Consider the following 23,681-nt stretch of genomic DNA (forward strand, 5'->3'; position numbering starts at 1 on the left):
TGAGACGATGAAAAAATATCGAATTATTCCGATGAGTATTTTCGGTATCGGTATATTGGCGCTTGACCAAATTACAAAATTCCTCGTAGTTAAATTTATGGACTACGGGGAATCGATACCAATCATCGAAAACTTCTTATCGATAACGTCACATAGAAATAGTGGTGCAGCGTGGGGGATGTTACAAGGTAAGATGTGGCTCTTCTACATCATTACCGTATTCGTCATTATTATGTTGGTATATTTTTATAAAAAAGAAGCGACGGATAATTTACTATTACAAATATCACTGACAATGCTAATTGCAGGAGCGTTAGGGAATTTTATCGACCGTGTACTATTTCAAGAAGTGGTCGATATGATCGATACGATGATTTTCTCATATGACTTCCCGATATTTAACGTTGCAGATTCGAGTTTAACGATTGGAGTCATACTCATGCTATTTCAATTCTTTACAGAGCGTGGTGAACAAAGTGGAAATTAAAATCGAAGAAAAAGATGTCAACGTACGAATCGACAAACTACTACTTGATTACGTCGAAAATAGTTCTCGTACTGAAATTCAGAACCGTTTAAAAGAAGGTAATATTGTCGTCAATGGTGACGAAGTGAAACCGAACTATAAAGTGAAACTCGGTGACGTGATCAAAGTGTTTGAGCGAGAAGTAGAAGACGTCGATATTATACCTGAAGATTTAAATTTAAATATCGTATATGAAGATGATAATGTCGCAGTCGTTTATAAACCGTCTGGGATGGTCGTTCATCCGTCAGCTGGACATAAAACTAATACGCTCGTCAACGGTTTAATGTATGCACTCGATTCACTTTCAGGCATTAACGGAGAATATCGTCCGGGTATCGTTCATAGAATCGATAAAGATACGAGTGGACTGTTAATGGTCGCTAAAAACGATGTCGCACATCGCGATTTAAGTGAACAGTTAAAAGATAAAACAGTCGACAGACGATACGTTGCACTCGTTCATGGAGAGATTCCACATAACAAAGGAACGATTGACGCTCCGATTGGACGTAACAAAGAAAAGCGTCAACAAATGGCTGTTGTCGATGATGGGAAAAATGCAGTCACGCATTTTAACGTATTAGAACGTTTTAATGGCTACACGTTAATCGAAGCGATTTTAGAGACGGGGCGTACACACCAAATTCGTGTGCATATGGATTATATCGGATATCCAATCGTTGGAGATCCCGTCTACGGTAGAAAAACAAAATTTGATACAGATGGGCAATTATTACATGCGAAAACAATCGGTTTTACGCATCCTGTTTCAAAAGAGAGACTGAGTTTTTCATCTGAATTACCAGAACAATTTAAAACAGTACTAGAAGAATTACGTTTAGAAAAAAGTTAATGGATTGTGTTGACAAATATTTTAAATAAGACTATTATAATAAGCGACATAATTAAATACTTATGTGTCTTTAAAATTGGTCCCGTGAGGCCAAAAAGACATGATGAAACGTATATATAACGCTCGCTTTATGTGCGAGTTTACTGACGCGTATACTCATGTCTTTGGCATGAGTATTTTTTTATGATTATTAGGAGGATGCCAAATGGCAAGAACTGTTTTAGATGAACAAGGAATCAATAGAAGTTTAACGAGAATGTCACATGAAATACTCGAGAGGTATAAAGGAAGTAGTGACGTCGTACTACTCGGTATTCGAAGACGCGGTGAGTACCTCGCAAACCGAATGCGAGACAAGATTGAAACAATCGAAGGAGAAGCGGTTGCAGGCGGTACGATCGACATTAAAAACTTTAGAGATGACACAGCGAGAAGTGAAAACACTGAAGGGTTAGATACTGACAGTGATTTAAATGACAAGCACGTCGTCTTAGTAGATGATGTCATGCAAACTGGTCGAACGATTCGAGCAGCAATAGACGCAATTATGTTCCACCATAGACCAAAGACGATTTCACTCGCAGTACTCGTTGACCGAGGTCATAGAGAGTTACCGATACGACCAGACTTCGTCGGTAAAAACATTCCGACACGAAAAGAAGAAGAAGTCGTCGTTCAAATCGAGGAAATCGACGGTGAAAACTCAGTTTCAATTTCTTAATCTAAAACTACTCCTACAATAATCTTAAAACCGGAGGTATATACTATGAAAAACTTATTATCAATGGACAACGTATCACCAAGAGAGATTTACGAAATTATTTCACGCGCACAAGAAATCAAAAAAGGCGACTACAAAAAATTCGACACAGACAAAACGGTATGTAACTTATTCTTTGAAACGTCAACACGTACAAAATCAAGCTTCGAAATGGCTGAATTTAGACTTGGTATGCACGCAATTCCTTTTGAAGTGTCACAATCAGCAGTTCAAAAAGGTGAATCGTTATACGACACGTGTAAAACACTTGAAGCAATCGGTGTAGATGCACTTGTCATTAGACACCCTGATAATAAGTACTACGAACAATTAGAAGGCATTAACATTCCAATCGTAAACGGTGGAGACGGAAGCGGAAGTCACCCATCACAATCTCTACTCGATATGATGACAATTTACGAACACCACGGTAGAATCCACGGGTTAAAAATCGTAATCGTTGGAGACATCGTACACTCACGCGTAGCGAAATCAAACGCAACAGCACTTCGTAAAATGGGCGCAGAAGTTTACTTCTCAGGTCCAGAAGAGTACCAAGATCACTCACTCGGAGTCCCTTACATGGAATTAGACGAAGCGATTGAAGTATGTGACGTCGTCATGATGTTACGTGTACAAAACGAACGTCACGACAGAAAAATGTTATTATCAAACATCGAGTACAACCAAAGATACGGTATTAACCAAGCACGCGTTCGACGCATGAAAGATGATGCAATCTTAATGCACCCAGCACCAATGAACCGCGGTGTAGAAATTACTGACGAATGTGTAGAAGGAGATAAGAGTGTTATCTTCGAACAAATGGCAAACGGTGTATTTATCAGAATGAGTATTTTAGAAAGAGTTCTTGAAGGAGAGAAATCTAGTGCTTTTAACACAAGCGAAGTTATTGTTAGATAATGACTTCATCACAAAAGATGTATTAATCGAAGACGGTATTATCACAAAAATTGCGGATTCAATCGAGCAAGAAGGTCACGACGTAATCGACTTAAACGGTAAGTTATTAACACCAGGACTCGTCGATGTTCACGTTCACTTTAGAGAACCAGGATTTGAACATAAAGAAACGATTAAAACAGGATCTTTAGCAGCAGCACGTGGAGGATTTACGACAGTATGTCCGATGCCAAATACAAATCCGATTATCGATAGCGTTGAAACACTCGACAAAGTAAACGAAATTATCGAGCGTGATGCTGTTATTCGCGTATTACCATACGTATCGATTACTGAAGGGTTAAGCGGAGAAAATCTCGTCGACTTTGACGGGTTAAAAGCACACGGTGCATTCGCATTTACTGATGACGGTGTCGGTGTCCAAACAGCAAAAGTTATGTATGAAGCTATGAAAAAAGCAGCAGCGATTAATATGCCGATCGTTGCACATACTGAAGATAACTCACTTGCAGGGACTGGTGCGGTTCATGAAGGTGACGTATCAGAAAGGCTCGGCGTCGAAGGAATTCCAAGTCTTGCAGAATCTACACAAATCGCACGTGACGTATTACTTGCTGAAGCAGCAGGATGCCACTACCACGTTTGTCACGTGTCTACAAAAGAATCAGTTCGTGTCATTCGCGACGCAAAACGTGCAGGCATTAAAGCGACAGCAGAAGTGACACCACACCACTTAGTGTTAGATGAAAGTGACTTTACTGAACTCGATCCAAACTTCAAAATGAACCCACCACTTCGTGGTAGCGATGACCGTGAAGCATTAATTGAAGGCCTGCTCGACGGTACGATTGACTTTATCGCAACAGACCATGCACCTCATCATAAAGATGAAAAAGCAGCTGGTGTTGCGAAAGCTCCATTTGGAATTGTTGGCATTGAACATGCGTTCCAATTACTCTATACGAAGCTCGTTAAAACAGGTGTATTCACGTTACAACAACTTGTAGATTTCATGACAGTTAAACCAAGTAACGTCTTTAACTTAGATAGCGGTGAGATTAAAGAAGGAAAAGCTGCTGACTTAACAGTGATTGATTTAGAGGATAACGTGACGATTACTGAAGATGGATTCGTATCTAAAGCAAGCAACTCACCATTTATTGGTGAGGAATTAGAGTCAGATATTTTCATGACAATTTGCGACGGTAAAATCGTCTACGAAAAATAATAGGAGTGTCGACATGAATCACTTACTCAGTGTAAAATCTCAAGAAGAAATTGCACATAACATATACAAAATGGTGATCCATGGCCCGATTACAAGTAAAATGAAAACGCCAGGTCAGTTTGCACATATTCGTGTAAACGAGACTTCGGCGTTTATGCTGAGACGTCCGATATCTATATCGGACGTTGATGCTGTCAATGAGACTTTTACAATTGTATATCGTGCTGGTGGAAAAGGGACTACAGAATTATCGAAATTAAAAGCTGGAGACAACGTAGATGTGTTAGCACCTCTTGGAAATGGTTTCCCAGTAGAAGAGGCGAATCACGTATTAATCGTCGGTGGAGGTATTGGTGTACCACCACTACTTGAGTTAACAAAGCAATTACATAAACGCGACGTAAAAACGACACACGTATTAGGCTTTAGTTCTAAACGTGAAGTCTTTTATGAAGAAGAATTTAGCCGTTACGGAGACACATATATCGCAACAGTCGATGGTAGCTACGGAACAAAAGGTTTTGTCACAGACGTCATCGACACGTTAGATACAAAGTTCGATAAATTTTATTCTTGTGGACCAAAAGTGATGTTAAAAGTGTTAAGTGACACGTTAGATATGGATGGATACATTTCATTAGAAGAGCGTATGGGATGTGGATTTGGTGCATGTTACGCATGTGTTGCTGATAAAGAAGACGGGACACAAGTAAAATTATGTGTCGACGGTCCAGTATTTAAAAAAGGAGAGATCATTTTATGAGTTTAAACGTAGAATTACCAGGTCTCTCTTTAAAAAATCCGATTATGCCAGCTTCTGGTTGCTTTAGTTTTGGCGAAGAGTACAGTCAGTTTTATGACCTTTCTAAACTCGGCGCGATTATGATTAAAGCGACAACAGTTGAACCACGTAAAGGGAATCCAACACCGAGAGTAGCTGAAACAGATTCAGGCATGTTAAATGCGATTGGACTACAAAATCCAGGCTTAGATCACGTATTAGAACATGAGCTTAAATATTTAGAACAGTTCGATGTTCCGTTAATCGCTAACGTAGCTGGAACGACAATCGAAGACTATGTGGAAGTTGCAAAACGTATTTCAAAAGCGAAAAACGTGCATGCTTTAGAGTTAAACATTAGTTGTCCAAACGTTAAAGCAGGTGGAATCCAGTTCGGTACGAACCCTGAGATGGCGTATAACTTAACTAAAGCAGTATACGAAGTGTCAGAAGTGCCGGTATACGTTAAACTTTCACCAAACGTCACGTCAATCGTCGATATGGCGATGGCAGTTAAAGATGTATGTGATGGTCTTACGATGATTAACACACTCGTCGGTATGAGACTTGATAATAATGGCCAACCGATTATTAGTAATATTACGGGTGGTTTATCTGGCCCAGCAATTAAACCGGTTGCGTTAAACATGGTATACCAAGTGAAAAAAGCATTACCAGATATGCCGGTCATCGCGATGGGTGGCGTCACGGACGTGCAAGACGTCATCGACTATATTTCAGTCGGAGCAGATGCGGTCGCAGTTGGTACAGCAAACTTCACAGATCCGATGACTTGTCCGAAATTAATAGACGGACTTGAAGCATACTTAAAAGAACACAACATTAAACATATACACGACTTAAAAGGGAGAACGCTCTAGGAGGATACAATGAATACACCAATTATTGCACTTGACTTTAATCGTTATGAAGAGGTCGAAAACTTCTTAAAACAATTCGATGAAAAACTATACGTTAAAGTTGGAATGGAATTATATATGCTTGAAGGGCATAACGTCATTAAAGAAATTCGCGCGATGGGACATGATTTGTTTTTAGATTTAAAACTTCATGATATCCCGAACACTGTGTCACGTACGATGGCAGGACTTGGACGTTTAGACGTACAGATGGTAAACGTACATGCACGCGGTGGAAGTGAAATGATGAGACGTGCAAACGAAAGCTTTAAAGAATATAATCCAGACGGAATTTGTATTGCGGTTACTGAGTTAACGAGTACGAACGAACATATGGTTGAACACGAACTTCAGTCAAAATTATCGTTAAGAGATTCAGTGCTAAACTTAGCACAACTCACATACGACGCTGGTTTAGATGGAGTTGTTTCATCTCCATTAGAAAGTCAAATGCTACACGAAAAAATTGGTCCAGACTTTTTAACAATTACACCGGGGATTCGTCTAAAAGAGAGTCAAACAGACGACCAAGTACGTATCGTAACACCAGACGAAGCGAGACGACTCGGTTCAAACTATATCGTAGTAGGTCGCCCGATTACTCAGTCAGATAATCCAGTTGAAAGTTATCATAAAATCAAAGCAATGTGGGAGGGGAAATAATGAGTAAACGTGTATCAGAAATTTTATTAGATATCGAAGCGGTTAAAATTCAACCGAACGATCCATTTACATGGGCAAGTGGCATTAAATCTCCAATCTATTGTGATAACCGTAAAACGATAGGATTCCCGAAAGAGAGAAAAGAACTTATTACGTTATTCATTGAAAAGATTAAAGAAAACTATAGCGACGTTGAAGTTATCGCCGGTACAGCAACAGCTGGCATTCCGCACGCAGCATTTTTAGCAGCAGGCCTCGACTTACCGATGGTGTACGTGCGCGGTGAAAAGAAAAAGCACGGTGCAGGAAAACAAATAGAAGGCGGCGACGTCGAAGGTAAAAAAGTGATCTTGATCGAAGACCTATTCTCAACAGGTGGTTCTAGCCTAAAAGCAGCAGACGCTTTAAAAGAAGCAGGCGCTGAAGTCATATCCGTGATGAGTGTATTTAGTTATGAACTAGACGTACTAAAAGAAAACTTTGAAGCAGCAGGATTAGAATACGCAAGTTTAAGCACAATCGATGAAATGCTTGAACTATGCGAAGAAACAAACAGACTCAGTGAAGCGGACATCGAAGTCGTTAAAAACTTTAGAGATAACTTATAAAATGAAAGAACTCGGCGATGCCGAGTTCTTCTTTTGTTTGGTGTGTTTTGGTGCGTATTGATGGGTGGTTGATGTGATTTCGTACGTTTGGATGCGGGAATCGTCGGTGAAAGACCGGACTCGCCGTCGATAAGCTGAATCGTCGGTGAAATGAAAAGTTCACCGTCGCTAATAAGGAAATCGTCGGTGAAAATTCAGTTCGCCGACGGTAACGGTCGAATCGTCGGTGAAATTTTGAGTTTCGGGTTTTTCGCCGACGATACTGTCTTTCCCGTCGGTGAATAAAAAATTCGCCGACGAAAGTCCGTTCTGCGACGGTGAAAAAATCCATTCGCCGACGATAATCCGAATTGTCGGCGAAAATCCAATCTCACCGACGCAAATCACTGAATCATCGGTGAACATCCAATCTCACCGACGCAAACTGCACAATCACAAACGCACAGACGATAAAGCACCCGAACTCCCACTCAGACAGATAATAAACTATTCCGTATCTTCCATTAGACGGATTTCTCGTTCTACCGGTGTGACGTACACTGTTTTTTGATCGGTGTACGTGACGAACCCGGGTTTTGTGCCTGGGATGTTTTTGACATGTCGGATTTCTGTGTAATCGACTGGGACTGATTGTGATTCTTTTCCTTTTGAGTGATACGCAGCGATTTTCGCAGTTTCCATTATATCGTCTTCAGTGATTTCGTCAGCAACATGCGTAATGACGACGTGGCTTCCCGGCATATCTTTGACGTGGAACCACAGATGGTTTTTACTCGCATGTCGGTTTGTTAAATAATCATTTTGCGTATTATTTTTACCGACGAGGACCGTTAAACCGTTTGTCGTTTTATATTTATTAAGATGAACCGCATGCTTCTTCTTACGCTTTCTGCGCTTCTTCTCTTTGATGATTCCTTCTGACATCAGTTCCTCACGGATATCTTCGACCTCTTCGGTAGTTGAAATACTCTCCATTTGATGTAGTAACGTCTCGAGATAATTTAAATCCATCTTCGCAATTTCGAGTTGCTTTTCCGCTTCAATTTCTCGGTTTTTCATCTTATTGTATAAGTGATAATATCTTTGTGCATTATCCGCAGGTGATAAGTGCACTTTTAGCGGAATCGTAATTTCTTTATTTTCATAGTAATCGAAGACTTTCGCTTCCTCGCTATACGGTTTTAACTCGTGCATGTATGCCGTCAGCAATTCACCGTACTTTTGATAGTCCTCTTTACGGTGAGACTCTTCGATATCTTCATTTAACTTTTCGATTTTACGCTTTGTTTTGTCATAATTTTGCTCGATGACATACAAGTAATCATTCGCTTGTCGTTTTATATTTTGTTTAATATATCTTGAATGATAAAATTCATCGAGTAATTCTGAGAGCGTATCGAAGTGGATTTTTTCATCATATTGATGATTTGAAGTCTCGAGTTCGCTATAGTAAAACGCATCTCTATCACCGATGTACAATGTCGGATTTAAAGATAAAGCACTCAGTGTCTCTTCAATGCCACTCACGATATTTTTGATATTCCAGAACTTTACACGGTGCTCAGCTTCTTCAATAAATTGTAAACTCACACCTTCGACGTTATTTAAAATTTGTCGATTCAGTTTCCCACCGTTAAAGTCAATATATTTTGGTAAGTCGTTAATTTCTTCAGTTCTAGGATTTAACTTTTTCTTCGTTGGAGGTGCCTCGTACTGTAACCCTGGTTGAATCGGGCGCTCGTTTTCAGAGATTGATATGTGCTTCATCGCAAAAATGATTTTTTTATGATCATCCGTTAAAATGATGTTCGAATGTCTACCCATAATTTCAATGATGAGCTCTCGTTCGATTTCGTCACCGATTTCGTCTCGGTTTGTGATTATCATATGAATACGGCGGTCATTACCGACTTGCTTAATATCTCTAATAATTCCAGACTCTAAATCACGACGCAACATGCGTAAAAACATCGGCGGTTCAAACGGTGTTTCGTAAGATTCTTTTGTAAAATGAATGCGTGCTAAACCCGGATGACAACTCACTAAAAGTGTTTGTGTTTTACGTTCTGCACGTATTTTTAATATAATTGTATACGGATCGATTTGATGAATTTTATTAATACGTCCACCTTTCAGTGGAGTAAATTCGTTCATGAGTTCATGTATAAAATTTCCGTCAAGTGCCATAATCATTGCACTCCTATCTTTCAGAAAATGTACTTTATCTATTATAACACCGTCTAACTTATAGTGAAATTATCTCATGATTATGGTAAAGTTAAGAATAATCACTTTAATGAAAGGTTTACTGCGAATGACAAACGATAAAGGATTGCTGATTGTTCTTTCTGGGCCTTCTGGGGTCGGAAAAGGAACAGTGCGTAAAGCATTGTTTGAAGATGAAGAAACGAACTTTAAATACTCAATTTCAATGACGACACGTGATAAACGTGAAGGGGAAGTGGACGGTGTCGACTACTTCTTTAAATCGCGTGAAGAATTTGAGCAATTAATTGAACAAGATAAATTTATTGAATATGCGGAATACGTTGGAAATTATTACGGGACACCGGTTGATTTTGTTCATCAAACGATGGAACAAGGCCACGATGTATTTTTAGAAATCGAGGTTGAAGGTGCAAAACAAGTGCGCGACAAATTCCCTGAAGCGCTATTTATCTTTTTAGCACCACCGTCAATCGAACAGTTAGAGTCGCGTCTTGTCGGTCGTGGCACAGACTCTAACGAGATTATCGAACACCGTATTAGCGAAGCAAAAAGAGAATTAACACTTATGAATTTATATGACTTTGTTGTCGTCAATGATTCTATCGAAGAAGCAAAACGAAAAATTCGATGCATTGTAGAAGCAAATCATTTAAGACGCTCAAAAGTAGAAAGACATTTAAGAAAATTACTGTTGGAGGTAGAGGAGTAATGTTATACCCGTCACTTCATGAATTAAAAGAAAACGAAAATTCAAAATATATGATCGTCATTATGGCGGCAAAACGTGCAAGAGAATTACAAGACCATCCTGAATATGCGGTGTTCGGTGGAGACACAGGATATAGGTCTAAAAAGACTGTCGGTATGGCACTCGAAGAAATCGCAGATAAACACGTAACACGTAAGGACTAATGTGAAGCTGACAATGTATGTTGTCAGCTTTTCTTTACTATTAGAGGTGATATTATGGCAAATATTTTACTCGGAGTAACTGGTGGAATCGCGAGTTATAAAGCAATTGATGCAACGAGCAAACTCACGCAACTCGGTCATAACGTTAAAGTTGTTTTAACAGAAAATACGTTACAATTCGTCTCACCACTCGCATTTCAAGCGATTGGTCGAAATCACGTATATACGGATACATTTAAAGAAGAAAATCCAGCTGAAATTGCGCATATTAAACTTGGTGAATGGGCAGACATTATTTTAGTGTTACCCGCAACGGCAAATACGATCGGTAAACTCGCAAACGGGATATACGACAATATGTTAACGAACGTCCTCGCGGCAAATACGAAACCCGTCATGATTATGCCGGCAATGAACGTTAATATGTTAAATCATCCGGCGACGCGACGTAATATCGACATCTTAAAAAAAGACGGTTATCATTTTGTCGATAGCGAAACTGGCTTTTTAGCATGTGGATATAATGCCGACGGTAGACTAGCGAGTATTGAAACGGTCATCGCGGAGATGAATCGTATTTTATCTTTAAATGAAGATTTAAAAGGAAAACGCGTATTAGTAACAGCAGGTCCGACAAGAGAGAGAATAGATAGCGTTAGATATTTAACGAACTATTCGAGTGGAAAGATGGGTTACAGTATCGCTGAAGCGTTTAAAAATCGAGGTGCGACTGTAACAATCGTGAGTGGGCCAGTCAGTATTGACCCGCCGAGCGGTGTCAATGTTATTCAAGTTGAATCGACTGAAGAAATGTTTGAAGCGGTCAAAAATAATTTAGACAATGATATCGGTATATTTTCTGCAGCAGTATCTGATTACACACCAAAACACGTAGCGACAAAAAAGCTTAAAAAAGAGACAGATACACTTGACGCTATTGAGTTAAAAGAAACGACAGATATTTTAAAATATGTCGGACACAATACGGACGATATGTACGTCGTCGGATTTGCTGCTGAGACGGATAACGTCGAAGAAAATGCGCTAAAAAAACTAGCGAAAAAACAGATCGACGCAATTTGTTTAAACGACGTATCAAACACGTCAATCGGTATGAATAGTGACTTTAACGAGATTACGATGTTCTTTAAAACAGGTGATAAAACACAGTTAAACTACGGGACGAAACAAGAAATCGCAGACAAAATCGTCGACGAAATCGTAAAGCGAGTGGACCTATAATGTACGCATCAGTCATCGTCGCGATTAGCAATAAGAACGTCGATCGTCTCTTTACGTATAAAATTCCTGAACACTTAGAAGATAAAATACAACCGGGATCTAGAGTGTTCGTTTCATTTGGCCCGAGAATGATTCAAGGATTTGTCGTCGAGGTAAAAAATGAGACAGACTTAGATCCTTCGAAAATTAAACCAATTCAAAAAGTTATGGACGTCTACCCAGTACTTACGAAAGAACTTATTCATTTAAGTAAAAAGCTCGCAGATTATTACGTCGAACGACATATAAAAGTCATTGAAGCAATACTCCCTGCAGCGTTAAAAATGAAATCGAGATCTGTATTAAAACTAAGTAATGACGCGTCCACAATTGCTAGAGAAACATTTAAAAAGTTTGACGATGAAAAAATCGACGTCAAACTGCTCGATATGAACGACTTAAAACAATTAATGCCGTTTATTAACTCTAAAGAAATTATTGAAGAAAAAGAATTTTCTCAGCATACGAAAAAGAAGACACGTCGAGGGATTGAATCAAATTATTTAGATATAAAACCATCGAGTCGAGCAGTGAAACAAATCGAGTTACTCGAACTCGTCGAAGACCGTGGCCCGTTAACGTATGAACAAATCGAAGAAGAAGGATACTCTATAGGAGTCATTAACGCACTCGTCGATAACGGCTTTTGTAAAAAAATCGATATATTAGTCGAGCGCGATCCATATGAAGGGCGAGTATTTTATCAAGACGATAAAAAGATACTAACGCCTGAACAACAACACGCGTTTGACACGATTAAAAAATCGATTGATAACGATGAACACGAAACGTTTTTATTACATGGAATCACTGGAAGCGGAAAGACAGAAGTGTATTTACAAGTAATCGAAGAAGTATTAAATCGCGGTGAAAATGCGATTATGATGGTCCCAGAAATTGCACTTACTCCACAAATGGTGCAGCGTTTTAAATCGAGATTTGGTGACGACGTTGCAGTGATTCACTCGATGTTAAGTCACGGTGAACGATATGATGAGTGGCGTAAAATACGTGAAGGGCGTGCTCGAATTTCTATTGGCGCACGAAGTAACGTGTTTGCGGCATTTCAAAACGTCGGGTGTATTATTATCGATGAAGAACACGAGTCGACTTATAAACAAAACGAACGCCCGTATTATCACGCACGACTCGTTGCTAAGTGGCGCGCGGAGTATTATAACTGTCCGTTAATACTTGGCTCTGCAACACCGAGTATCGAGTCATACGCCCGAAGTGAAGTCGGCGTGTATCAGAGACTTGAACTTACAGAAAGACCGACGGAACAAACCGTTCCAACTCCAGAAATCGTCAGTATGGTTAAAGAGCGAGAAGACGGCAACACGTCAATCATTTCACGTAAACTCGACATGAAAATTCGAGACCGAATAAGTAAAGATGAACAAATGATCCTGCTACTCAATCGAAGAGGATATGCGAACTTTTTAGTCTGTCAAAACTGTGGTCACGTTCCGATGTGCCCAAACTGTGACATCAGCTTAACGTATCATAAATCTAACAATTCACTGATGTGTCATTACTGTGCATACGAAGAGCCGATGCCAACAAAATGCGGAGCGTGTGGTGAACACGATTTAAGTCTTCGCGGGACAGGAACACAAAAGATAGAAGAAATATTGCGCGATACGTATAACGTCGACGTCGTACGAATGGATATCGACACGACGCGTAACAAAGGTGCACACGAAAAGCTATTAAGCACGTTCGAAAAAGAAAATATTCCGATACTACTCGGCACACAGATGATTGCGAAAGGGTTAGATTTTAAAAACGTCACACTCGTCGGAGTGTTAAATGCAGATACGATTTTAAATCTACCGGATTTTAGAGCAAATGAACGTACGTTTCAACTCCTCACTCAAGTATCCGGGCGCGCAGGACGCGGAGACGTTGAAGGAGAAGTGATATTCCAAACGTATAACGAAGATCATTACGCGATCCAATTCGCAAAAGAAAATGACTATCGTTCGTTTTACTTAAGAGAAATGGAATATCGAAAACTCGCACGGTATAGCCCGTATTACTTCCACGTATTATTTACAATTTCAAGCGAGTATCAAGACCGCGTCATTAAAGCAGCGAGTGACATTCACACAGTCATTCAAAAAGACGTGTCGAATCGTTCGATTTTAATTGGACCGAGTCCATCTCCAATCGAGAGAATCCAAAACAAATATAGGTTCCAAATAATATTAAAATATAAAAGTGAGCCAGAACTGTTTAAAGTACTCCATGAACTGGATAATAACTATAGTAAGGAATATCAAAAGACACAAACATCGTTAAGAATCGATGTTGATCCAGAATATATTATGTAGGTGAAACTATGGCAAATATAATTTTTATGGGAACGCCAGATTTCTCTGTTCCCATTTTAAGAGCGCTACACGAGACGTTCGAAGTTGATCTCGTCGTATCTCAGCCCGATAAAAAGGTCGGCAGAAAACAAATTTTAACGCCTCCTGCAGTCGCAAAAGAAGCGGCAACGCTTGGCATAGAAGTATTCCAACCGGAGGCTATCGGTAGTACTTCATCGATTGAAAAAATAAAATCATACGACCCAGATATTATTGTTACAGCCGCATACGGTCAGCTGTTAAGTGAAGACGTGTTAAACATACCAAAACTCGGGTGTATTAACGTTCACGCGTCACTCTTACCTAGACATAGAGGCGGCGCACCGATTCACCGTTCGATAATTGAAGGCGATGAAAAAACTGGCGTCACATTAATGTATATGGCAAAAGCGTTAGACGCGGGAGACATCATCGCGCAGCAAGAAACAGTCATCGAAGATAGTGACACAGTCGGTACGCTTCACGACCGTTTAAGTGAAATCGGTACGGAATTACTGATAAATGAGTTACCAAATATTTTAAACAAAACAAATTCACGTACACCTCAAGACGACGCTTTAAAAACGTTTAGTCCAAACATCGAAAAAGAAGATGAGTTCGTTACGTTCGACCGTCCGTCTAGAGAAGTGTTTAACCATATCCGGGGTTTAAACCCGTTCCCGGGAAGTTATACATTGTTAAATGGTAAACGACTGAAGTTATATTTATCGAAATTGACAGAAAAACAGTCGACAGAAAAGCCAGGGACGATTATAAAAGAAACGAAAGACGGATTTTTAGTTGCGACAAATGATTTTGACTTAGAAATTACAGAAGTCCAACCTGCAGGCGGAAAACGTATAAACGCAGGTCAATATATTCGTAATAATAGTGATTTAATTGGCGACGTGCTCGGTGAAGACGTATGACAGTAAGAGAATTAGCACTCGATGCGTATTCAAACGTCATTCATGACGGTGGGTATTCAAATATCGTTTTAAATCGAATCATCGAGGAAAACGAATTATCACAAAAAGACCGTGCGTTACTCACAGAGATTTTGTACGGTTCGATTTCGAGGAAATTAACGCTCGAATATTATTTACGCCCACTCATACAAACGAAAATAAAACGTTGGCAACGCGATTTACTCGTCATCAGTCTATATCAATTAGAATATCTCGATAAAATACCGAGTTACGCAGTGATCAATGAAGCGGTTGAAATTGCTAAAGAGCGTGGTGGACTACAGAGTTCACGTCAAATTAACGGTATTTTACGTAGTTTCTTACGTGAAGAAAAACCAAAAATCAGCGATATTAAGAACGACGCGACGAGGCTATCAATCGAGTACTCACTACCGAAGTGGATCGTCAGACATCTATTAAAACATCATTCAGTCGAAAACACTGAAAATATCGCAAAAAGTCTACTTGAGAGACCAAACATGTACGTCCGCGTAAACAAGAAACAAACGACGCGTGAGGCACTAATTAAACAGCTACAAGACGAAGGAGTGACTGCTAAGAAAAGCTCTATTCATGAAAATGCAGTCATCGTTTATGGTGGAGGGCTAACGGAAACGAAAGCCTATAAAGATGGATTATTTGGTATTCAAGATGCGAGTTCGATGTGTGTCAATTATGCATTAGATCCAACTGGAAAAGAAGCGATACTCGATGCATGTAGTGCGCCTGGCGGGAAAGGATTCCACGCACTAGAAAATATGAATGGACACGTCGATTTTTCAGACGTATTTGAACATAAACTGACATTAATCAAAAATGAAAGCAAACGTTTAAAACATACGAATTTAAATGTAATGCTAAAAGATGCAACGAAAGACGATTATGATACGATGTACGATAAAATAATCGTAGATGCACCGTGTTCAGGGCTCGGCGTTTTAAAACGTAAACCTGAAATTAAGTACAACGTCCGTGAAGAAGATATCAACACACTTGTTGACATTCAACTATCGATTTTAAATCACGTCAAACAGTATTTAAAACGTGGCGGTACACTCGTTTATTCGACATGTACACTGCATCAAATGGAAAATGAAAACGTCGCATATACATTTAAAAAACAGTCGACGGATATAGAATTTGACGAATTTGAAATTCCACCGTTTAAATTCAAAGGAAACATGCGTCAAATTCTCCCCCATGAACTGAATACAGACGGTTTCTTTATCGCTAAATTTAAGAAACTGTGAGGGAGGACAGCTATGAAATTTTATGAGAAAAGTATTTGTGGGAGTTACCGTAATTTAAACGAAGATACGACCTACGTATTTCAAAATAAAACCGGTCAAAAAATCGCGTTAATTGCCGACGGTATGGGTGGCCATGAGCATGGTGAAGTCGCTTCAAAATTTGTCGCTTCTAAAATTAAAGAAGCGTTCGAAGAGACGAACTACTTTAAACCAGACGACGGCAAAGATTTTTTAAGAGATTTAATTATTCAAACGAACCGCGAGTTATATGACTATTCAAACGAAAATACGGAGTCTAAAAATATGGGAACAACACTCGTTTTAGCAGCATTTTTAGATGAAATGATTTACGTATTTAACGTCGGAGATTCTAGAGCGTATGCACTTAAAAAGTTAGAAATACGCCAAATCACAAACGACCATACGTTTGTTAATATGCTCGTCAGTTCAGGTGAAATTACAAAAGAAGAAGCAAAATCTCATCCTCAAAAAAATATCGTAACGAAAGCACTCGGTACAACAAGACTCATTCAGCCGGATTTATTCCGTTTAAAAAATCATCTGTATGATTATATCGTTTTAACGAGTGACGGCGTGACAGATGTAGTGGACGATGAAACGATTCATAAAATTGTGTATGAAAACGAAAGTAAAGCAGATGAAATTGTAGCTAAAGCTGAAAAAAATGACTCGAAAGATAACATCAGCGTTATCGTCGTCGACTTAAAGGCGGGTGAATAGTAATGGAAGGAAACATCATTTCAGATCGTTATCGCCTTAAAAAATATTTAGGCGGTGGGATGAGTTCAGTTTATTTGGCCGATGATATTATATTAGACCGTGAAGTCGTCGTAAAATTGATAAAATCAGATCCGTATAACAAAGAAAAAATGATGCAACGCTTCCAGCGTGAAGTACAAAACACAACACGATTAAACCACCCAAACATCGTTACAGTGATCGACGTCGATGATACGAGTGAATACCACGTACTCGTCACGGAATACATTAAAGGTCCGAATTTAAAGCAATATATCGATGAAAACAAGCCGCTGCCATATGACAAAATCGTAGAACTGTCACTTATGACGCTTCGTGGTATCGAACACGCGCATAACCGTGGAATTATCCATAGAGATATTAAGCCGCAAAATATTTTAATCGATGAAGATGGTCAGTTAGAAATTACGGACTTTGGTATCGCGAAAGCTTTATCTGAAACAAGGCTTACTGAAACGAACCAAGTGATGGGTTCTGTTCAGTACATTGCACCAGAACAAGCAAAAGGAAAGCATGCGGATGAACGTGCGGACCTTTACAGCTTTGGAATCATGTTATACGAAATGATTACGGGAGAATTACCGTTCCAAGCTGAAACTCAAGTATCCGTAGCGCTTCAACATATACAGTCACCAATGCCAAACATCGACGATAAGCGTGAAGGTGTACCACTAGGACTTAAAAACATCGTCTATAAGTGTACCGAAAAGGAACCGAACGACCGTTATAGTGACGCGTCAGAAGTAATTCGTGATTTACTTGACTACAAAAATATGACACATGCGTATAAAGCGAATAATGAACCTAAAAAAGTCGATAAGGACAAAGTGAAAGTAGCACCTGTTGCACCAGTTCCGGTAAAACCTAAGAACAAAAAGCCAGAACAGACAGAACCACCAAAAGAAGAGACTAAAAAGAAACGTCGTATATGGCCGATTATCGTAATACTATTACTGCTTTTAATCGGTGGTAGTGCACTAGGTGCATTATTCTTAAAATCGACACCGAAAGAAGTCACTGTAGAAAACGTTCAAGGTATGCATGTTGACGAAGCAGTTCAAAAATTCGAAGAAGCAGGCCTCGTGATCGGTGATATTACACGTGAACATAACGAAAAGATTGAAAAAGATCACGTCATTAATACGTCTCCAAAATCCGGTGCTATCTTAAAAGAAGGAGACACGATCGACTTAAATGTGTCTGACGGTGAACCACCATATGAAATGGAAGACTTTACGAAAAAATCAATCGATGACGTTAAAAAGAAATTAGAAGAACTCGGATTTAATTCTGTTAATATCGAAGAGGAATATTCAAGTGAAATCGATAAAAATAAAGTTATCGAACAATCGATAAAACCAGGCACAAAAATTATTCCAAAAGAAGAATCGATTACGTTAACGGTATCTCAAGGTCCTGAACCGATAGAAATAGAGAACTTCGTCGGAAGACCGTTCGAGGAAGCGAAACAAGTACTCGAAGGCAACGGATTTATAATTAACAGTGTGAATGAAATCCATAGTGACGAATACGGCGAAGGGATCGTAGTGTCTCAAGACCCAAGTTACGGTGCGTTTTTACCAGGCTCTCCAATTAATTTAACAGTGTCTAAAGGTAAAGCGCCAAAAGAAGCAAAAGAATATCAATTTAAAGTGACGATTCCATTTGGAGAGGATACTTCTAAAGATAAAGACAAGAAAGAAAAAACGAAAAAAGTAAAAGTCTATATCGAAGATAAAACACGAAACATCGATGACGTCGAGGAAGAGTTTGTGATCTTTGAAGACACACCGTACACGATTAACCTCGTCCTAGAAGAAGGTGAATCAGGTGGTTATCGTATCGAAGTCGATGGTAAAAAAGTGTTAGAAGAAAAAATCAAAAATGATTAAATAAATTTATTGAAATATTGGCGTTTATAAAAAATGTTATCTATAATAAAAAGGAAGACTTCAATTTGGAGGATGAAAACAATGGCAAAAATTAAAAGAGATAAAGGTCTAGATAATACGTTAAAAGTATTTAAACAAGGCTACCTTTATACGACAAATCAAAGAGAACGCCTAGGTGCAGAAGTGTTTGAAACACGTGCACTCGGTGGTAAAAGCTACGTCGTTTTAAGTGGAAAAGAAGGGGCAGAACTATTCTACGATAACGACAAAATCGAACGTGAAGGTGGTTTACCTAAGCGTGTTGTAAACACTTTATTCGGTAAAGGTGCGATCCACACGACAACTGGTAAACAACATATCGACAGAAAAGCGCTATTCATGTCATTAATGACTGAAGGAAACTTAGAGTATGTACGTAAATTAACACGTAACTACTGGAAAGCTAACACAGCGCGTATGGAAGCGATGGGAGACGTTAACGTTTACCACGAATCTATCGTTCTATTAACACGTATTGGTATGCGCTGGGCGGGAGTAACTGCTCCAGAAGAAGAAATCGAAAGAATCGCAGAAGACATGGATATCATGATCGACTCATTCAAAGGTCTCGGTAATGCGTTCAAAGGTTACAAATCATCTAAAGATGCGCGTAAACGTGTTGAAGACTGGTTAGAAGATCAAATCATTAAAACACGTAACGGTGAAATTAATCCTCCAAAAGGCTCATCATTATATGAGTTAGCACACTGGAGAGACTATGAAGGTAATCAAATGGATTCACGTCTTGCAGGTATCGACCTCATGAACACGTTCCGTCCATTAATTGCAATTAACCGTTTCGTATCATACGGTGTACTTGCACTTTACGAACACCCAGAAGCAATTCGTAAAATGAGCACGGTAGAAGATTATCCGTACATGTTCGCTCAAGAAGTAAGAAGATTCTACCCATTCGTTCCATTCTTACCTGGTAAAACGAAAGTAGAAGTGGAACATAAAGGTGTAACGATTCCTAAAGACCAACGTCTCGTAATCGACGTTTACGGTACGCTTCACAGTGAAGAGTTATGGGATCAACCAAACAAATTCATTCCAGAACGTTTTAGAGACTGGGACGGATCACCATTTGATATGATTCCACAAGGTGGCGGAGACTACTGGACTAACCACCGTTGTGCAGGTGAGTGGATCACAATCATCATCATGGAAGAAACTATGAAATACTTCGCAAACGAAATCACTTGGGACGTTCCAGAGCAAGACTTAACAATCGACTTAAACAGTATCCCTGGTTACATTAACAGTGGTATGGTCATCAACAACGTTAGAGAAAAAGTGGATCGTTTCTAATATATTTCCCTCTAAACAAAAATGTTTAGAGGGATTTTTTATGTTTCTTAAATATAAACGTTTGTTATAATTTATTTAGATGAAAATTTTAGGAGGCATTATGCAAACAGGTAAAATTGTAAAAGCGCTTGCCGGTTTTTATTACGTTAAAAGTGACGGCATAGTATATCAAACAAGAGCGCGTGGAATATTCCGTAAACGTAAAGAGAGTCCATTAGTTGGAGATATTGTCGATTTTGAAGCGGACAACGTAAAAGAAGGAACGATTACTCATATACATCCACGTAAAAATTGTTTAGTCCGTCCGCAAGTTGCTAACGTCGATCAACTACTCATTACAGTGAGCATAAAAAATCCGGACTTTAGTTTTTATTTAACAGACCGATTTTTAGCATATAGTGAATCTAATCATATTACGCCAATTTTAATCGTTACTAAAAACGATTTAAATGACGATGAAGAATTAATCAAAAAAATAAAAGAAACATATGATATGTATGACGTGTACTTTACAGAAAAAGACACGGTAAATGAATCATTAAAAGATATATTCCCAGATAAGTTATCGGTCCTTGCTGGACAAACGGGTGTCGGGAAAAGTACGTTATTAAATACGTTACTTCCAAACTTAAACTTAGAAACAAATGAAATTAGTGAAAAGCTAAATCGCGGAAAACATACGACACGTCATGTTGAACTGATCGATAAAAACAACGGTCAAATCGCAGACACTCCAGGATTTTCTACGATTGATTTTACACATATCGACAAAGAGGATTTACGTTTTTATTTTAAAGAATTTAACGTTTTTCTAGACGACTGTAAATTTAGAGGATGCGTCCATATTAACGAACCGAAATGCGCCGTAAAAGATGCTGTGAATAATGGTGATATAAAAGAAAGTCGCTACAACAGTTACTTACAAATATACGAAGAAATGACGAATTACAAGGAGAGATATTAATGGTTAAAGTATTACCATCATTACTAGCGAGTGATTTTTTAAATTTAGAAAGTGAAATGAAGAGAATGGAAGAAGCAGGTGCGGATATTTTCCATTTAGATATTATGGATGGACAATTTGTGCCGAATATTTCATACGGTATTCCTGTTTGTGAAGCGATTAGTAAAAAAACGAATATTCCACTAGACGTTCACTTAATGACAGAAGATCCAGAGCAGTTCGTCGAAGAGTTTCGCGATATGGGTGTTGAATATTTATCGTTTCATATTGAAGCAACGCCGCACGCACATCGCTTAATCACGCATATCCAAAACAACAACATGAAAGCAGGCATCGTTTTAAACCCACAAACGCCAGTGAAAGATGTTGAGTATCTGTTAGACATCGTAGACTTCGTTCTCGTCATGACAGTGAATCCAGGATTTGGTGGGCAGTCGTTTATCGAATCTGGTGTTAAAAAGATTGCAGAACTCGATTCTATTCGTACGATTGAAAATTATGACTATTTAATTGAAGTAGACGGCGGAGTGAACGATGAAACCGCACGCGTGTGCCGTGAAGCGGGTGCAGATTTACTCGTGAGTGGATCGTACTTATTTAAAGCAGATAATACAAAAGAGACGATTGATAAACTTAGAGGTTAATATATGAAAGCTAACGTAGTGATGAGAGAAGTGAGCGTTCCAAAAATTTCTGGAGATTATGTCGGGGTCGACCGCGGAGTGTATCAGTTACTTAAACTTGGTATTACACCGAAATTTTGTTACGGTGATTACGATTCTGTGAACGACGAAGAACGCGACTTCATTGAATCAAAACTTGACATTCATGCAGTCAACAGTGAAAAGGATTATACGGATAGCGAGCTTGCGTTATTTGATCTTGTCGATAAAGGTTACAAAAAAATCGACGTATACGGTGCATTAGGTGACCGTATTGATCATGAGTTAATGAATATTCAACTACTTTTAAACGAGAAATTTAAAGACGTCGACGTCAGGCTGATCAATGATTTAAATATTATATTTAAAGTTGAAGGTAGTCGTGAACTACAAAATCTCGGATATAAGTACATTTCTTTTATACCAATTTTTAACGACACAGTTTTAAAATTAGTCGGATTTAAGTATGATGGAGAAGTCATTACGTCTATTGGAAGTACGTTAACAGTATCTAATGAATTTGCAAGTGACGTTGCGACGGTTGTAACGAATCTACCAATAATCGCGATTTATTCAAACGACAGAAGTTAGGAGATGAAAGTATGATATTACTTGGTGCACTCGTCAACGGGCTCGCCATTATTATCGGTGGTTCACTCGGGTTAATATTTACTTTTATCCCCGAACATGTGAAAGATTCAATTTTAAAAGCACAAGGTCTCGTTATTATTGCCCTTGGAATTCAGATGATTTCTGCTTCAACAGACGTAATTATTACGCTGTTGAGTTTAATCGTCGGGGTGACGATCGGTGAGTATTTAAAATTAGAAGATAAACTAAACGGTATCGGACATTGGCTCGAATTTAAGCTAGGCGATAAAAACGCAGGAAACATCTCACAAGGACTCGTCTCTGGTACGATGATATTTATAATCGGAGCGATGTCAATCGTCGGAGCACTAGACGCTGGGATGCGTGGAGACAATACAGTCTTATACACGAAATCATTTATGGATTTCTTTATCGCACTCGTTATGACAACGACATATGGACTCGGCGTCATCATTGCTGGTATTCCTACATTTTTATATGAAGGACTCATTACACTCGGCGCAAAAGGATTTGCGCACTTCATACCAGAAGACGTATTAAAAACGATGACAAAACAAGTCAGCGCAACTGGAGGAGTCATTATCTTTGCGATCGGTTTAAACATGATGAACATCACAAAAACACGTGTCGGAAACATGATCCCAGCGATATTTGTTGCGATGCTCGTCATATATATCATGAGTTTCTTTAGATAAGACGAACTATAATTCAGAGTTCGTCTTTTTTCATCTTGTGGCGTGGTGGTTGGGTTGGTTGAGAGCGTAATTGTACACGAAATAGGTAGGGTGTTTACACAAAAGGGATTTGCGTAAAAAGATTTTAAATAATTTAACATAACTTCGATTTCTGTAAACGACCATCTCGTTACGTTGACAATTAAGCGTTTTGCGTTAAACTAACACGAACTCTTTTAACGCTAACAGCATTTGCGTTAAATTAAACCGAAAACGATCTTGCCGCCACTATTTTTTAAGATGAAAAGCTGTTAAACAGCAGCTCGGTTTTTAATCTTGTTAAATTAACGAAGGTGCCTTTAACGGAAACGCCTGTTGCGTGAACGAAATAAATTTAATTTTACACAACTCTCGAATACGTCAAAGGGTGCCTAGATAATTGCACGCAAAAACTTTAATTGTCAACGAACGCACAACGCTTTTAACA

The 23,681-nt window shown here is 38.9% G+C and carries 24 protein-coding genes; 22 read left to right on the forward strand and 2 right to left on the reverse strand.

Features of this window, described 5'->3' with window-relative positions:
• The first annotated feature begins 7 nt into the window (after window positions 1-7).
• From lspA to pyrE, 9 genes are all read left to right on the forward strand, one after another.
• Complete coding sequence (gene lspA / locus HMPREF2767_RS01965) at window positions 8-487, forward strand: signal peptidase II (RefSeq protein ID WP_070622436.1); 480 nt, start codon at window positions 8-10, stop codon at window positions 485-487.
• Window positions 468-1,382 carry an RluA family pseudouridine synthase gene (locus tag HMPREF2767_RS01970; protein WP_070622463.1) on the forward strand — a complete coding sequence of 305 codons (915 nt, stop codon included), beginning with the start codon at window positions 468-470 and terminating at the stop codon, window positions 1,380-1,382. Before lspA ends, HMPREF2767_RS01970 begins: the two co-directional genes overlap by 20 nt.
• Window positions 1,383-1,587: 205 nt before the next feature.
• Window positions 1,588-2,103, forward strand: coding sequence for a bifunctional pyr operon transcriptional regulator/uracil phosphoribosyltransferase PyrR (gene pyrR, locus HMPREF2767_RS01975; RefSeq protein WP_070622438.1), 516 nt, complete (start codon window positions 1,588-1,590; stop codon window positions 2,101-2,103).
• Between the two features lie 45 nt (window positions 2,104-2,148).
• Complete coding sequence (locus tag HMPREF2767_RS01980; RefSeq protein ID WP_070457606.1) at window positions 2,149-3,066, forward strand: aspartate carbamoyltransferase catalytic subunit; 918 nt, start codon at window positions 2,149-2,151, stop codon at window positions 3,064-3,066.
• Window positions 3,032-4,294: a dihydroorotase gene (locus HMPREF2767_RS01985; protein WP_070622440.1), complete on the forward strand. Its 1,263-nt coding sequence runs from the start codon at window positions 3,032-3,034 to the stop codon at window positions 4,292-4,294. The genes HMPREF2767_RS01980 and HMPREF2767_RS01985 overlap by 35 nt, the downstream gene beginning before the upstream one ends.
• A 13-nt stretch (window positions 4,295-4,307) precedes the next feature.
• Window positions 4,308-5,057: a dihydroorotate dehydrogenase electron transfer subunit gene (locus tag HMPREF2767_RS01990; RefSeq protein ID WP_070622441.1), complete on the forward strand. Its 750-nt coding sequence runs from the start codon at window positions 4,308-4,310 to the stop codon at window positions 5,055-5,057.
• Window positions 5,054-5,956 carry a dihydroorotate dehydrogenase gene (locus HMPREF2767_RS01995; RefSeq protein WP_068128860.1) on the forward strand — a complete coding sequence of 301 codons (903 nt, stop codon included), beginning with the start codon at window positions 5,054-5,056 and terminating at the stop codon, window positions 5,954-5,956. Before HMPREF2767_RS01990 ends, HMPREF2767_RS01995 begins: the two co-directional genes overlap by 4 nt.
• Window positions 5,957-5,965: 9 nt before the next feature.
• Window positions 5,966-6,658, forward strand: coding sequence for an orotidine-5'-phosphate decarboxylase (gene pyrF, locus HMPREF2767_RS02000; protein WP_070457614.1), 693 nt, complete (start codon window positions 5,966-5,968; stop codon window positions 6,656-6,658).
• Window positions 6,658-7,266, forward strand: coding sequence for an orotate phosphoribosyltransferase (gene pyrE, locus HMPREF2767_RS02005; RefSeq protein WP_070622442.1), 609 nt, complete (start codon window positions 6,658-6,660; stop codon window positions 7,264-7,266). Before pyrF ends, pyrE begins: the two co-directional genes overlap by 1 nt.
• A gap of 168 nt (window positions 7,267-7,434) precedes the next feature.
• On the opposite strand, the gene HMPREF2767_RS08665 is transcribed toward pyrE, so the two are convergent.
• Both HMPREF2767_RS08665 and HMPREF2767_RS02010 read right to left on the reverse strand, forming a co-directional pair.
• Window positions 7,435-7,671: a hypothetical protein gene (locus tag HMPREF2767_RS08665; RefSeq protein ID WP_148128987.1), complete on the reverse strand. Its 237-nt coding sequence runs from the start codon at window positions 7,669-7,671 to the stop codon at window positions 7,435-7,437.
• Between the two features lie 81 nt (window positions 7,672-7,752).
• The gene (locus HMPREF2767_RS02010) at window positions 7,753-9,453 is read right to left on the reverse strand and encodes an Rqc2 family fibronectin-binding protein (RefSeq protein ID WP_070622443.1); all 1,701 of its coding nucleotides are present in this window, start codon (window positions 9,451-9,453) and stop codon (window positions 7,753-7,755) included.
• Between the two features lie 127 nt (window positions 9,454-9,580).
• On the opposite strand from HMPREF2767_RS02010, the gene gmk reads away from it, so the two are divergent.
• The 13 genes from gmk to HMPREF2767_RS02075 all read left to right on the forward strand — a co-directional run bounded on the left by gmk (window position 9,581) and on the right by HMPREF2767_RS02075 (window position 23,215).
• Complete coding sequence (gene gmk / locus HMPREF2767_RS02015) at window positions 9,581-10,204, forward strand: guanylate kinase (protein ID WP_070622464.1); 624 nt, start codon at window positions 9,581-9,583, stop codon at window positions 10,202-10,204.
• Window positions 10,204-10,407: a DNA-directed RNA polymerase subunit omega gene (rpoZ, locus tag HMPREF2767_RS02020; RefSeq protein ID WP_068128850.1), complete on the forward strand. Its 204-nt coding sequence runs from the start codon at window positions 10,204-10,206 to the stop codon at window positions 10,405-10,407. Before gmk ends, rpoZ begins: the two co-directional genes overlap by 1 nt.
• Before the next feature lie 54 nt (window positions 10,408-10,461).
• Window positions 10,462-11,649, forward strand: a complete 1,188-nt coding sequence (coaBC, locus tag HMPREF2767_RS02025; RefSeq protein WP_070622444.1) for a bifunctional phosphopantothenoylcysteine decarboxylase/phosphopantothenate--cysteine ligase CoaBC — start codon at window positions 10,462-10,464, stop codon at window positions 11,647-11,649.
• Window positions 11,649-14,024 carry a primosomal protein N' gene (gene priA / locus HMPREF2767_RS02030; protein ID WP_070622445.1) on the forward strand — a complete coding sequence of 792 codons (2,376 nt, stop codon included), beginning with the start codon at window positions 11,649-11,651 and terminating at the stop codon, window positions 14,022-14,024. The genes coaBC and priA overlap by 1 nt, the downstream gene beginning before the upstream one ends.
• Before the next feature lie 8 nt (window positions 14,025-14,032).
• The gene (fmt, locus tag HMPREF2767_RS02035) at window positions 14,033-14,971 is read left to right on the forward strand and encodes a methionyl-tRNA formyltransferase (RefSeq protein ID WP_070622446.1); all 939 of its coding nucleotides are present in this window, start codon (window positions 14,033-14,035) and stop codon (window positions 14,969-14,971) included.
• On the forward strand, window positions 14,968-16,260 hold the full coding sequence (gene rsmB / locus HMPREF2767_RS02040) for a 16S rRNA (cytosine(967)-C(5))-methyltransferase RsmB (RefSeq protein ID WP_070622447.1): 1,293 nt from the start codon (window positions 14,968-14,970) through the stop codon (window positions 16,258-16,260). The genes fmt and rsmB overlap by 4 nt, the downstream gene beginning before the upstream one ends.
• 12 nt (window positions 16,261-16,272) lie before the next feature.
• A complete protein-coding gene (locus HMPREF2767_RS02045) occupies window positions 16,273-17,001 on the forward strand; it encodes a Stp1/IreP family PP2C-type Ser/Thr phosphatase (RefSeq protein ID WP_070622448.1) in 729 nt (242 codons plus the stop codon).
• Between the two features lie 2 nt (window positions 17,002-17,003).
• Complete coding sequence (gene pknB / locus HMPREF2767_RS02050; RefSeq protein WP_070622449.1) at window positions 17,004-18,932, forward strand: Stk1 family PASTA domain-containing Ser/Thr kinase; 1,929 nt, start codon at window positions 17,004-17,006, stop codon at window positions 18,930-18,932.
• 81 nt (window positions 18,933-19,013) lie between these two features.
• Entirely contained in the window at window positions 19,014-20,282 is a 1,269-nt protein-coding gene (locus HMPREF2767_RS02055) for a cytochrome P450 (protein ID WP_070622450.1), read from the forward strand.
• Window positions 20,283-20,382: 100 nt separating this feature from the next.
• On the forward strand, window positions 20,383-21,246 hold the full coding sequence (gene rsgA / locus HMPREF2767_RS02060) for a ribosome small subunit-dependent GTPase A (protein ID WP_070622451.1): 864 nt from the start codon (window positions 20,383-20,385) through the stop codon (window positions 21,244-21,246).
• Complete coding sequence (gene rpe / locus HMPREF2767_RS02065) at window positions 21,246-21,890, forward strand: ribulose-phosphate 3-epimerase (protein ID WP_070622452.1); 645 nt, start codon at window positions 21,246-21,248, stop codon at window positions 21,888-21,890. Before rsgA ends, rpe begins: the two co-directional genes overlap by 1 nt.
• A 3-nt stretch (window positions 21,891-21,893) precedes the next feature.
• Complete coding sequence (locus tag HMPREF2767_RS02070) at window positions 21,894-22,499, forward strand: thiamine diphosphokinase (protein ID WP_070622453.1); 606 nt, start codon at window positions 21,894-21,896, stop codon at window positions 22,497-22,499.
• 11 nt (window positions 22,500-22,510) lie between these two features.
• Window positions 22,511-23,215 carry a DUF554 domain-containing protein gene (locus tag HMPREF2767_RS02075; RefSeq protein ID WP_070622454.1) on the forward strand — a complete coding sequence of 235 codons (705 nt, stop codon included), beginning with the start codon at window positions 22,511-22,513 and terminating at the stop codon, window positions 23,213-23,215.
• Window positions 23,216-23,681: the final 466 nt, after the last annotated feature.

This window comes from Nosocomiicoccus sp. HMSC067E10 (assembly GCF_001810835.1).
Lineage (GTDB): Bacteria > Bacillota > Bacilli > Staphylococcales > Salinicoccaceae > Nosocomiicoccus > Nosocomiicoccus ampullae_A.

Coding starts and splice junctions, on each gene's coding strand:
- lspA (WP_070622436.1), top strand. CDS start 8: ATGAAAAAATATCGAATTATTCCGATGAGTATTTTCGGTATCGGTATA.
- HMPREF2767_RS02010 (WP_070622443.1), bottom strand. CDS start 9,453: ATGGCACTTGACGGAAATTTTATACATGAACTCATGAACGAATTTACT.
- HMPREF2767_RS01990 (WP_070622441.1), top strand. CDS start 4,308: ATGAATCACTTACTCAGTGTAAAATCTCAAGAAGAAATTGCACATAAC.
- HMPREF2767_RS01995 (WP_068128860.1), top strand. CDS start 5,054: ATGAGTTTAAACGTAGAATTACCAGGTCTCTCTTTAAAAAATCCGATT.
- coaBC (WP_070622444.1), top strand. CDS start 10,462: ATGGCAAATATTTTACTCGGAGTAACTGGTGGAATCGCGAGTTATAAA.
- HMPREF2767_RS02075 (WP_070622454.1), top strand. CDS start 22,511: ATGATATTACTTGGTGCACTCGTCAACGGGCTCGCCATTATTATCGGT.
- pyrE (WP_070622442.1), top strand. CDS start 6,658: ATGAGTAAACGTGTATCAGAAATTTTATTAGATATCGAAGCGGTTAAA.
- HMPREF2767_RS02070 (WP_070622453.1), top strand. CDS start 21,894: ATGAAAGCTAACGTAGTGATGAGAGAAGTGAGCGTTCCAAAAATTTCT.
- gmk (WP_070622464.1), top strand. CDS start 9,581: ATGACAAACGATAAAGGATTGCTGATTGTTCTTTCTGGGCCTTCTGGG.
- rpe (WP_070622452.1), top strand. CDS start 21,246: ATGGTTAAAGTATTACCATCATTACTAGCGAGTGATTTTTTAAATTTA.
- rsmB (WP_070622447.1), top strand. CDS start 14,968: ATGACAGTAAGAGAATTAGCACTCGATGCGTATTCAAACGTCATTCAT.
- HMPREF2767_RS01980 (WP_070457606.1), top strand. CDS start 2,149: ATGAAAAACTTATTATCAATGGACAACGTATCACCAAGAGAGATTTAC.
- fmt (WP_070622446.1), top strand. CDS start 14,033: ATGGCAAATATAATTTTTATGGGAACGCCAGATTTCTCTGTTCCCATT.
- pyrR (WP_070622438.1), top strand. CDS start 1,588: ATGGCAAGAACTGTTTTAGATGAACAAGGAATCAATAGAAGTTTAACG.
- rsgA (WP_070622451.1), top strand. CDS start 20,383: ATGCAAACAGGTAAAATTGTAAAAGCGCTTGCCGGTTTTTATTACGTT.
- priA (WP_070622445.1), top strand. CDS start 11,649: ATGTACGCATCAGTCATCGTCGCGATTAGCAATAAGAACGTCGATCGT.
- HMPREF2767_RS02055 (WP_070622450.1), top strand. CDS start 19,014: ATGGCAAAAATTAAAAGAGATAAAGGTCTAGATAATACGTTAAAAGTA.
- rpoZ (WP_068128850.1), top strand. CDS start 10,204: ATGTTATACCCGTCACTTCATGAATTAAAAGAAAACGAAAATTCAAAA.
- HMPREF2767_RS02045 (WP_070622448.1), top strand. CDS start 16,273: ATGAAATTTTATGAGAAAAGTATTTGTGGGAGTTACCGTAATTTAAAC.
- pyrF (WP_070457614.1), top strand. CDS start 5,966: ATGAATACACCAATTATTGCACTTGACTTTAATCGTTATGAAGAGGTC.
- pknB (WP_070622449.1), top strand. CDS start 17,004: ATGGAAGGAAACATCATTTCAGATCGTTATCGCCTTAAAAAATATTTA.
- HMPREF2767_RS08665 (WP_148128987.1), bottom strand. CDS start 7,671: ATGTTCACCGATGATTCAGTGATTTGCGTCGGTGAGATTGGATTTTCG.